The organism is Nonomuraea sp. NPDC026600 (genome assembly GCF_040638335.1).
Lineage (GTDB): Bacteria > Actinomycetota > Actinomycetes > Streptosporangiales > Streptosporangiaceae > Nonomuraea.
Window position 1 is genome coordinate 148,340 of the sequence record NZ_JBEZYD010000029.1, and the last position, 10,577, is coordinate 158,916.

Below are 10,577 nucleotides of genomic sequence, written 5' to 3' on the forward strand. Positions count from 1 at the left end.
GCTCGCCGGAGGTTCGGCCCTAGCGTTGGAGCGGTGAAAGTACTGGTCACCGGCGCGGCCGGGTTCATCGGAAGTCATGTGGTCGAGGCGCTGCGGGCGGCCGGCCACGAGGTCACCGGCCTCGACCGCCGGCCAGGGGCCGGTCACGTGGTCGGTGACGTGCGCGACGCGGACGTGCTCGCGGGGTTGCTGCGCCGCGTCGACGCGGTGTCCCATCAGGCGGCGAAGGTAGGGCTCGGGTCCAGCGTCGCCGACCTGCCCGACTACACCTCGGTCAACGTTCACGGCACCGCCGTGCTGCTCGCCGCCATGGCCGAACACGGTGTGGGCCGCCTGGTCCTGGCCTCGTCGATGGTCGTGTACGGGGAGGGCGCCTACGACTGCCCGCGACACGGCCGGACCCGCCCGGGCCCGCGTGCTCGGGAGGATCTCGCCCGCGGCGCGTTCGAACCCCGCTGCCCGAGTTGCGGGGCGGAGCTGGCACCCGCCGCGATCGAGGAGGACGCGCCCCCGGATCCCCGTAACGTCTACGCGACCACCAAGCTCGCTCAGGAGCACCTGGCCGCCAACTGGGCGCGGGAGACCGGCGGTACGCCGATCGCGCTGCGCTACCACAACGTCTACGGCCCGAGGATGCCCAGGGACACGCCCTATTCGGGGGTCGCGGCGATCTTCCGGTCGGCTCTGGAGGCAGGCAGGGCACCTCGAGTGTTCGAGGACGGGCGCCAGCGGCGGGACTTCGTGCACGTGCGGGACGTCGCCCGCGCCAACCTCGCGGCCCTCGGCTCCCACACTCCTCCCGGAGCGCTGACCGCCTGCAACGTAGCCAGCGGCGAACCGCACACGATCGGGGAGATGGCCACCGCGCTCGCGGCCGCACACGGTGGTCCCGATCCGGTCACGACCGGCGAGTATCGCCTGGGCGACGTGCGGCACATCGTCGCCGCCGCCGACCGCGCCACGCACGAACTCGGCTTCCGCGCGCGGATCGGCTTCGCCGAAGGAATGCGGGAGTTCGCCGTGGCGCCCCTGGGAACTGGCGATTTCTCTGAAGGCACGTGACCCTCCCATGGGGATCGAGCGCGTCCTGTGGCTCTAGCGTCGATCCATGAAGGTGGATGTGGTGCTGCCCTGTCTGAATGAGGAGGCGGCCCTGCCGTGGGTGCTCGGGCGGATGCCGGACGGCTTCCATCCGATCGTGGTCGACAACGGCTCGACCGATGGATCCGCACGGGTCGCCGCCAAGCTCGGTGCCACGGTGGTGACCGAGCCCCGGCGCGGGTTCGGTGCCGCCTGCCATGCCGGGCTGGTGGCCGCGACCACGGACGTGGTCTGCTTCATGGACGCCGACGCGTCCCTGGACCCCGAACAGTTGCCGCTGGTGGCGGGGCCCGTCCTGGCCGGCGCGGCGGAGTTGGTCCTCGGCCGTCGCATGCTCGGCCCCGGTGTGTCGTGGCCGATGCATGCCCGGATCGGCAACGCCCTGCTGGCCAGGAGGCTGCGCCGCCGGACCGGCGCCCTCCTGCACGATCTCGGGCCGATGCGGGCGGGCCGGCGCGCCGACCTGCTGGCGCTGAGACTGGCCGACCGGCGCTGCGGCTATCCCCTGGAGATGGTCCTGCGCGCGGCGTCCGAAGGCTGGCGGATCGGCGAGGTCGAGGTGAACTACCTGGCCCGGGCAGGCCGGTCGAAGGTGACCGGCACCGTACGCGGCACGCTGCGGGCCATCGGCGACATGCGCCGAGTCCTGGCCGGCCGAGAAGGGCGGGCATGAGCGGGAGCGGCGACTCCTTACGGAGTGCGGATGAACCGGGCCGCCGCGGCCTCATGGAGTGTGGCCGGAGCGTGAGCAGGTACACGGTGTACGTCGGCGCGACACTCCTGGCGCTCGTCGCCGTCCTGGTCAGGATGGCGTTCGGGCGCCCTGGCCTGCTGCCGTGGTATCTGGTCGCGTGGGGGCTGTTCGCCGTGGCGCTGTGGCTGGCCAGGTCGGTGCCGGCGCGGCAGCGCGCGGTGCTGGTCGTCGTGGGCGGCGTCATCATGACCGCCACCGGTTTGGTCGCACCACCGAGCACCAGCACCGATTCCTACCGGTACGCGTGGGACGGCCGGGTGCAGGCGGCGGGCATCTCGCCCTATGACCATCCCCCCGCCGATCCGGCGCTGAGCCCGTTGCGTGACGGGTGGTTGTTCCCGGCCGACTGTGACGCGCCCGATCGGGCCCGGGTCTCGCAAGGGGTGTGCACTCGGATCAACCGGCCCGCCGTGCACACGATCTACCCGCCGCTGGCGGAGGGGTACTTCCTGCTGGTGCACCGGCTGACGCCGGAGGGTTCGCGGCACAAGGGGTTGCAGGTCGGCGGCGCGCTGATGGCGATCGCGGTGCTGCTGGCGTTGTGGCGACGGGCGGGCGCGGGCCGGGCCGCCTTGTGGGCATGGTGCCCGGCCGTGCCCGCCGAGGCGGTGAACAACGCGCACATCGACATGCTGGGCGTACTGCTCGTGGTGCTCGCCTTGTGCGTGGTCCGCGGCCGCGGGGCGCTGCTCGGCGCGGCCATCGCGGCCAAGCTGACCCCCGCGACCGCGTTGCCCGGCGCGCTGTCGGGGGTGCTCAAGGGCGGGGTGGCCTGGCGGCGCATCGCCGCCGTCATCGTGCCCGCCGCCCTGGTGGTCGTGCTGACCTATCTGCCCTATGTGCTCGTTTCGCGGGGCTCCGTGGTGGGCTACCTGTTGGGATATGTCCAGGAGGAAGGGTACGAGGCGCCCTCGGCGAGGGGGCGGTACGCGGTGTTGCGGCTGGTGATGCCGGACGCGTGGGCGCCGTTCGCCGCGATGCTGCTGCTGGCGCTGGTGGTGCTGTACGTCCTGCGCTACGGAGATCCCGAGCGGGCCTGGGGCGGTGCGTTGCTGGTCAGCGGGTCCGTCCTGCTGCTGTTCACGCCCGAGTACTCCTGGTACGCCCTGCTGGTGGTCGCGCTGGTCGCCATGGATGGCCGGTGGGAATGGCTGGGCGTGGCCTTGGCGGGAGCGGTCGGCTACCTGTCCGGCCCCGCGACGCTCGCCTACACGCTGGCGGCGCTGGCCGTGCTCGCGGGCTGGGCCGTACGCCGGGCCCGCCACTCCCGCAAGGCCGTCGAGGCCGGAGCGGCGCGATGATTCTCCTAAGAAATTGGTGCCGTGACGACCTTGTACGAGTTGACGCAGGTCACAGCCCTTATCGTCAGAAGGCATGACACAGATCGTGATCATTGCCAAGGAGCCGGTAGCGGGCCGGGTGAAGACCCGCCTGACGCCGCCGTACAGCCCGGCTCAGGCGGCTCGGCTGGCCGAGGCCGCGCTCGAGGACACCCTGCGCACCGTCGCGGCGACACCCGTCACCCAGCGGGTGCTGGCCCTGGACGGCCTGCCCGGCGGCTGGCTGCCCGCGGGCTTCGAGGTGATCCCCCAGCGCGGGTCCGGTCTGGACGAGCGCCTCACCGCGGCGTTCGCCGACGCCTATCGGCTCCGGCCGGAGCCGATGGTGCTGATCGGCATGGACACCCCCCAAGTGACCCCCGAACTGCTGCACACGGCCATACACGGACTGAGTGAAGACGATGCCGTCTTCGGACCCGCCGCCGACGGCGGCTTCTGGCTGCTGGGGCTGCGCCGCCCCGATCCCGATCTGCTGCTCGGCGTGCCCATGTCGCAGCCCCACACCGGGCGGGCGCAACTCCACCGCCTCAGCGCGGCGGGGCTGAGTGTGCGGCACCTGCCCGAACTGACCGACGTGGACACCGCGGCCGACGCCGCCCGGGTCGCCGCCGACGCGCCGGCCTCACGCTTCGCCCAGGCGTTCCACGAACTGGCAGCGGTCGCACCGCGATGATGGGCGAGATCCACGCCGACGCGCCGTGGCGTCCCGGCCCTCTGCATCGACATCACTCCGCACGCCGTACACCTGACCCGCCGAGCGGGCGGCTTCGCGCTGCGCCGCAGCGTCTTCGACGAACTGCCCGCAAGCGGCCGCTGGGAGACGGCGCCGACCGTGTGCGGATCGGTCATCCGGCGGGCCACGAAGCGGCTCACTCGTTCGGTGTGTCTTTGACAGAAGACTTCGAACGCCGTGGGATCTCGCATCGTCTGGCGAAGATCCTGCGATGGAATGTCGGCCATCTGTGTGCCTTCCTGTAGCTCCAAATTTTCCCTTCTTGGTCAGAAAGGCGGCGAACTATTACATCCGAGTGCTGAAGTTGCCCATGTGCCGGAACCCTGCCGTTGGGTCGGCGGCGGTGCGGTGGGTGACCAGGTCGCGGTGGGCTCGGACGGTGGCCTGCAACGTCGCCGTGGCGAGCCTGCCGCAGCCGGGCCCGGCGGTGCGCAGGATGTCGGTCAGAACGAACGCGTCGACCCGGTCGTCGTTGTTGCCGACCGAGCTGTAGCCGCGAACGCAGGTCCTTGACGTGGGTTCGGGCTGATCCTCGGCTCGATCAGCCAGGCAATGCTCCATCAGGCGCCGCGCCCTCTGGCCATCGTCCGCACCGGCCCGCACTGCTCTTCAGGTCCGCCGCAGGTCTTGCCGACGATGTAACGCGCTTTCCGATGTGCGGCAAGGAGTTGTTGTAAGGCGAACGACGAAGGGAGCGAGGCCAGTGCGCCTCAATCAAGATCAATTAGGTTCGGAGGGTGAGTCTCCTCCTGGCCCTGCGGCTTTCGGAGCTTTCTATCGCCGCCATATCCAGACAGTCATGCGGTTGGTCGTGCGCAGAGTGACTGATCCCCACCTGGCGGCTGACCTGACCGCTGACATCTTCGTGGCGGCGCTGGACTCGGCGCACACCTACGACCCGAGCCGGGGGAGTGAGATCGCGTGGCTGCATGGAATCGCGCGTCATGTCCTGTTGGCTGAGCGTCGGCGTGCGGCACGAGACACGCAGACGCTGGGTGAGATAGCGGGACGACGCCTGCTCGACTCGGACGACCTGGCTCGGATGGAAGAGCGGATCGATGCCGAGCGTCAGACCCGCGAGGCGTTGGCGGCCATGCGTAGCCTCCCGGAGAGCGAACGCGCAGTGCTCGAACTGGTGGTCATCGATCAGCTGACCGTCACCGAAGCGGCGGCGGCGCTGGGCCTTCGGTCGGTGGCGGCCCGTGTGCGGCTGCATCGAGCGCGGCGCAAGCTCCAACACGTCGTATCGCTGGATTCCCCCCTACATCCCGTGGAAGGGCAGGCATGAATTCCTTCGAAGACAAGTTGGCGAGCGCGCTGGAGCAGAGGGCTCGCGCGCATCAGGCTGAAGGGCGTCCGGCATTCGGAACCGCCCGGCTTCCTCGGCGCGACCGGGCACAGCTGAAGAGGTGGAGCGCCGCCGTGGCCGGGGTGGTGACGGCAGGGGCGGTCGCCACGTTGACGGTGGCGGGAGCCGGTGCCGCCTACGCCGTGGAGACCGACTCTGACGGGTCGGTGACGGTCCGCATCGAGGAGTTCGCGCAACCGGAACTCCTCCAGGCAGAGCTGAAGGAGGCAGGCATCCGGGCGTCGGTCACCTACGTGCCGGACGGCCAGACGTGTGCGCCAGCCGCGGCGGGGACACAGAACAAGGTGATCTCCGGTCAGGAACCGCGGCTCGAGCCCGGCCAGGATGGCGACGGAGCCAGTTTCCGGATACGCAAGGACCAGATCAAGCCGGACCAGACGTTGGTCCTCATGGCAACGCTCAAGGTCGATGACCCAGCCCAGGCGAGTTCCATGAGTCTGCAGGTCGTTGAAGGACAGGTCACCCCCTGCAAGCTGGAGAAGTCGACGGCAGGCGTCAAGGGGGTCCCCATTCCGGCGGCCTCCTCCGCAGGCGATGGGAGCGGGCCGCCGGTGCCCGCAGTCTCGGGAACTCCGGAAGCCGGACCTGCCGAGCCCGAGCCCTCGAGGCAGGCGGCCAACGACGCCACCGAATCGGGCGTCAAGCAGGTCCCCATTCCCGACTCCCAGGGGCAGTCGGACTCTCCGGGGCAGGCAGCCGTGAGCGCGTCCCCTCGCTCGTAAAGAGCACAAACCTTCGGCATTCATAGACGTGCGGCGTCGCATACCCCAGCACATATGTGACGCCGCCGTTCCAGCATGCCCTCAAACCGTGCTTCCCTATGGAGGTTCTCCTTGCCGCGACCCGGACGGAGGGTTGGTGTTCTGGCGATCAGTCTCGCCATGATGATGCCGACCGGCCACTCCGCGAGTCCTTCACCGTCACGCAGCGACACCGACGCGCAGGCCGTCCAGCTACGATCCGTCACGCTGCTCACCGGCGACAAGGTGCTGTTCAGCCCCGACGGATCGGGGATCAGGACACTGCCCGCGCAGGGCCGCACCAACGTGCGGTTCACCATCAGGCGCGACAGCGACAGGCTGTACGTCATCCCCGACGACGCCGCACCTCTGCTCAACGGCGGCCTGCTCGATGAGCGTCTGTTCGATGTCAAGGGCCTGCACACGCTCGGCTACGGCGACGATCGGCGCCAGAGCCTCCCTCTGATCATCCAGTACGGCGAAAAGAACGCCGGCCAGGCGAACAGCCTGGAGGGAGCGACCGTCACGCGACCCCTGCCCAGCGTCAACGCGGTCGCGGTCGAGGCAGGCAAAAGCGGTCCCCAGTTGTGGCGACAAGTTGCCTCCCAGTGGGGGTCCCGCTCCAGAACCCTCGGACAGGGGGTGGCCAAGATCTGGCTCGACGGCGTCAGGCATCTCGTGCTCGACCGCAGCGTCGGGCAGATCGGGGCTCCCGAGGTCTGGAAGGCCGGATACACCGGTGCCGGCGTCACCGTGGCGGTCCTGGACACCGGCATCGACGCCGAACACCCTGACCTGAAGGGCAAGGTGTCCGAAGCGCGCGACTTCACCGGATCCGACACCAATGACACTGTCGGGCACGGCACTCACGTGGCGTCGACGATCGCCTCGCCCAACGCTCCCTACAAGGGGGTCGCCCCGGACGCCCACCTGCTCATCGGCAAGGTATGCGGTAATCGGGGCTGTACGGAGTCGGACGTTCTCGCCGGCATGGAGTGGGCCGCCGCGAGCAAGGCCAAGATCGTCAATATGAGCCTGGGCGGCGATGACACTCCGGGGATCGATCCGCTGGAGCAGGCCGTGGACCGGCTCACCGAGCAGCATGGCACGCTGTTCGTGATCGCGGCGGGCAACGAAGAACAGGCGGGCGTGGGCAGCGTCAGTTCCCCCAGCACGGCGAATGCGGCACTGTCGGTCGGCGCGGTGGACGACGACGATCGCCTGGCGAGCTTTTCGCGTCAAGGACCCCGTATAGATGACGCCGCCATCAAACCGGACGTGACAGCTCCCGGAGTGGACATCATTGCGGCACGGGCGCGCGACGGTCAGATCGGCACACCGGTGGACGACACCCACACGTCGATGTCGGGGACGTCGATGGCCACTCCGCACGTCGCCGGCGCCGCGGCGCTGCTGCTCCAGAAGTACCCGAAGCGGACGGGACAGCAGATCAAAGCGGCCCTGATGACCTCCGCCAGGTCCACCCCCGGGCTGACCCCCTACCAGCAGGGGGCCGGCAGGATCGATGTCGCCGCCGCGCTCCGGCAGGATCTCACCTCCTCCCCGCCGAGTTTGAGTTTCGGCAACGTCGAATGGCCGCACACAGACGATGACGCCGTGGTGCGGACCCTGACCTATGCCAACGGCGGCGACCATGCCGTCACTCTCAAGCTCAGCGTCGACGACACGGGACCCGACGGAAAGCCGGCACCAGACGGGATGTTCGCCCTTTCGACCACCACACTCGCCATCGGCCCCAGACAGAGCGCGGAAGTCACCTTCACCGCAAGCACCCGCGGTGACATGAAGGACGGCGCCTATGGAGGCCGAGTCCTCGCCTTGGTCGATGGAGAAAGCACGACCGTGGCCACCCCCTTTGCCGTGGTCAAGGAGGTCGAAAGCAACGACCTGAAGATCTCCGTCATCGGTCGTAATGGGCAGCCGGCGGCCGACTACTACGTCGCCATCAGTGCCTACGACCGCCGCTGGATCAAAGGGCTCCACCACCCTGACGGCGTGCTGCGGCGGCGGCTGCCTCGAGGGCTCTACAGTGTCGCAGCGGTCATCTTCTCCGATGACGGCACCGATCAGATCGTCATGCCATGGCTCGACCTTTCGTCCGCACAGTCCCTGACCTTCGACGCCCGTACCACCAGTCCATTGCGCGTCTCTCTCGATGACAAGGCGGCCGTCCCTGTCACCGGCGTGGTGGGCTTCAGCGCGGTCACCAACCCGAAGCAGCCCTTCGACAACTTCTCCTTCGCCAACGCCTGGGATATGACCAGCAGATTCGGTACGGCCCAGCTCGGTCCCGACGCACCACCCGGCAGGGCCGTCGGCGGCTTCAACGGCGTCCTGGCCGTTCCGGGACCGTCCGGCACTCTCGCGGACGCCGGCCGGACCTACAGCATCGGACGCTTCTCTCCCGGCGGGGCGCTTCCACAGATTCCCGCGATCCGTACCGCGACACTGGCCCATGTCAAGACCACCTACCTGAGGCAGGGCGACACCGGTGCCGGACTGGTCGCCTCCATTCCCCTCTCCACGGTGGTGCGGGGGGCCGGCATGGTCGCCCCACTGATGCCGGTCGACCTGCCGCGCACGCGCAGCGAGCTGTACACCACCGACCAGGTGTCCTGGGACAGCGTGATGTACCAGACCGTGGGTGACCTCCTGCAGGCCGACCAGCTGACCCTCGAGCGTACCTACCGGCCGGGTGGACGCTATGAGGAGCGCCACAACGGCGGCGGCGTGTTCGGGCCGTCCCTTCCCGGCCGAGCTGACCGATCCCTGTGGGCCCGCCAAACCCCGGACAGGCTCCAGTTCAGTGTGCCGATGGTGGCGAGCCGCGCGGATGCGGCGGGGAACTCGGCCACTGCCACGGCGTCCACGACAGTTTTCCGCGACGGACTCCGGGTGTGCACCTCGAGCCGGGCCGGGTTCTGCGTCGCAGAGATGCCACCCACGGCCGGTCGGTATCGGGTGGAAGCACACGCGGCTCGGGACATCAGCGACCTGTCGACGAAGGTGAGCGTCGAGTGGAGTTTTCCGTACAAGGGCGCGCGAGACCCTTCCGCCTTTCCGATCCGGGTCGTCCGCTTCACCCCTGAGCTGGATGCCGGCAATGCCGCGTCGGCCGGGCGTCTCTTCCGCCTGCCGCTCGAGATTCAGAGCAACCCGGGCTCCAGGCCGAGCGCCGTGACCTCCGTGTCCGTGGAGGTGTCATTTGACGACGGCAGAACCTGGCGGCGGGCCCCCTACGTAGGCACCCACCAGCGTGGGTTGGTCGCACTCCGGCACCCGGCCCGCGGCTACGTGTCGCTGCGTGCCACTGTTCGGGGTGCTTCCGATCAGCTGGTCACTCAAACGATCATCAGGGCCTACCGCCTGAGGTGACAGGTCGAGTGACAGTGCTCTCCGTCATCGGCGGAGAGCACTGTGCGTCAATCTCCTGAAACAGAGCTTGGTCATGGTCCTCGACCAAGGTCGACGAGGACATGTGGGTCATGGCGGCAGGCGGAGCATCGCCAGAGCATGGCGATCAGTGTGGTCTGGAGGCGGGACACGACCTGGTACAGGTTCAGGCCGTGTCCGTTTCTTTTGGGTTGAGGCGCTGTTCGAGGCAGAACAGGTGGGCTGCGGAGACGAGGGTGACATGGTTCCTTGCGGTCAAGGACACGATCAAGTAGAGCGACTGCACTACCGCCCGGTACGACCGACCCGTGACGATCACGAACCGCAACCGTGATCTCCCACGCAGTTACTTTGCGGCTGAGGTCACGCTCGGGAGGAGGACGCCAAGACCGACGCCAGCAACCGGCGCCTGGGCGAGACTGAGGGGCCACCGACTCCACGAGCACCATCCTGATCACTGGCGGGCCGCCGACCCATATGCGCGGCCACGGTCTCCTCCAGGAGTTGGAGCGCTTCACGGCGAACGACTTCCCGAAGGTCGCCGAGGCCGTGTCCAAGCGGCACTGGGTGGCCCAGCGCGTGGACGAATTGCCGTTCATCATGCAGCGGCTCTTCAGCGCGATGAAGACGGGACGGCCGGGCCCAGTCCATCTGGAGATTCCCATGGACGTCCAGGCCGAGAGCGTGGACGTGGAGATCCACGCGCTGGCGGAGCGGCTTCCGGTCGGGGTCGCCTACCCGGACCCGGCTGCGATCGCCGCCGCGGTGGAGGTGCTGTCCGCGTCGGAGCGGCCGGTCATAGTGGTCGGTGGCGGCGCCATCACCGGGGAAGCGTCCGGGGAGAGCCTGCGGCTCGCCGAGAAGTACCGCATTCCGATCGTCACGACATGGAACGGCAAGAGTGCCTTCCCCGAGGACCACGATCTGCCACATTTGCTGGAAAAGATCATCTCGCCCTGACCTGCAAGAAGGGGTCAAGAACCCAAGATAGCGATCCCCCTTTGGGTACTGGGGGATCGGACCGAGAGCCGTGTAGGATCCGCGTTTCGCTGTCGAAATCCGCGTCTCCGTGTCAGTTAAATGTCGGATTCGACATGCCGACGCGGACCGGCAGGTCAGAGGTATC

General features: G+C 68.7%; 9 protein-coding genes. 8 read left to right on the forward strand and 1 reads right to left on the reverse strand.

The features are described 5' to 3' along the window. Window positions 1–33: 33 nt before the first annotated feature. The 4 genes from AB0F17_RS45930 (at window position 34) to AB0F17_RS45945 (ending at window position 3,868) form a co-directional block, all read left to right on the forward strand. Window positions 34–1,062 carry an NAD-dependent epimerase/dehydratase family protein gene (locus tag AB0F17_RS45930; protein WP_358036703.1) on the forward strand — a complete coding sequence of 343 codons (1,029 nt, stop codon included), beginning with the start codon at window positions 34–36 and terminating at the stop codon, window positions 1,060–1,062. Window positions 1,063–1,108: 46 nt separating this feature from the next. Beyond that, a complete protein-coding gene (locus AB0F17_RS45935; protein WP_358036705.1) occupies window positions 1,109–1,774 on the forward strand; it encodes a glycosyltransferase family 2 protein in 666 nt (221 codons plus the stop codon). A 71-nt stretch (window positions 1,775–1,845) separates the two neighbouring features. Continuing rightward, window positions 1,846–3,156 carry a glycosyltransferase 87 family protein gene (locus AB0F17_RS45940; protein WP_358036707.1) on the forward strand — a complete coding sequence of 437 codons (1,311 nt, stop codon included), beginning with the start codon at window positions 1,846–1,848 and terminating at the stop codon, window positions 3,154–3,156. A 73-nt stretch (window positions 3,157–3,229) separates the two neighbouring features. Next, window positions 3,230–3,868, forward strand: a complete 639-nt coding sequence (locus tag AB0F17_RS45945; protein WP_358036709.1) for a TIGR04282 family arsenosugar biosynthesis glycosyltransferase — start codon at window positions 3,230–3,232, stop codon at window positions 3,866–3,868. 345 nt (window positions 3,869–4,213) lie between these two features. On the opposite strand, the gene AB0F17_RS45950 is transcribed toward AB0F17_RS45945, so the two are convergent. Continuing rightward, a complete protein-coding gene (locus AB0F17_RS45950; RefSeq protein ID WP_358036711.1) occupies window positions 4,214–4,489 on the reverse strand; it encodes a hypothetical protein in 276 nt (91 codons plus the stop codon). Between the two features lie 142 nt (window positions 4,490–4,631). On the opposite strand from AB0F17_RS45950, the gene AB0F17_RS45955 reads away from it, so the two are divergent. The 4 genes from AB0F17_RS45955 to AB0F17_RS45970 all read left to right on the forward strand — a co-directional run bounded on the left by AB0F17_RS45955 (window position 4,632) and on the right by AB0F17_RS45970 (window position 10,411). Further along, window positions 4,632–5,216 (forward strand): sigma-70 family RNA polymerase sigma factor, encoded by a 585-nt coding sequence (locus AB0F17_RS45955; RefSeq protein WP_358036713.1) that lies wholly within the window; start codon window positions 4,632–4,634, stop codon window positions 5,214–5,216. 134 nt (window positions 5,217–5,350) lie between these two features. Next, window positions 5,351–6,019, forward strand: a complete 669-nt coding sequence (locus AB0F17_RS45960) for a hypothetical protein (RefSeq protein ID WP_358036715.1) — start codon at window positions 5,351–5,353, stop codon at window positions 6,017–6,019. Between the two features lie 159 nt (window positions 6,020–6,178). Beyond that, window positions 6,179–9,433 (forward strand): S8 family serine peptidase, encoded by a 3,255-nt coding sequence (locus AB0F17_RS45965; protein WP_358036717.1) that lies wholly within the window; start codon window positions 6,179–6,181, stop codon window positions 9,431–9,433. Between the two features lie 522 nt (window positions 9,434–9,955). After that, the gene (locus AB0F17_RS45970; RefSeq protein ID WP_358036720.1) at window positions 9,956–10,411 is read left to right on the forward strand and encodes a hypothetical protein; all 456 of its coding nucleotides are present in this window, start codon (window positions 9,956–9,958) and stop codon (window positions 10,409–10,411) included. Window positions 10,412–10,577: the final 166 nt, after the last annotated feature.

Excerpts from the sequence above, each read along its gene's own strand:
- AB0F17_RS45935 (WP_358036705.1), top strand. The coding sequence starts at position 1,109 with ATGAAGGTGGATGTGGTGCTGCCCTGTCTGAATGAGGAGGCGGCCCTG.
- AB0F17_RS45945 (WP_358036709.1), top strand. The coding sequence starts at position 3,230 with ATGACACAGATCGTGATCATTGCCAAGGAGCCGGTAGCGGGCCGGGTG.
- AB0F17_RS45950 (WP_358036711.1), bottom strand. The coding sequence starts at position 4,489 with ATGGAGCATTGCCTGGCTGATCGAGCCGAGGATCAGCCCGAACCCACG.
- AB0F17_RS45965 (WP_358036717.1), top strand. The coding sequence starts at position 6,179 with ATGATGATGCCGACCGGCCACTCCGCGAGTCCTTCACCGTCACGCAGC.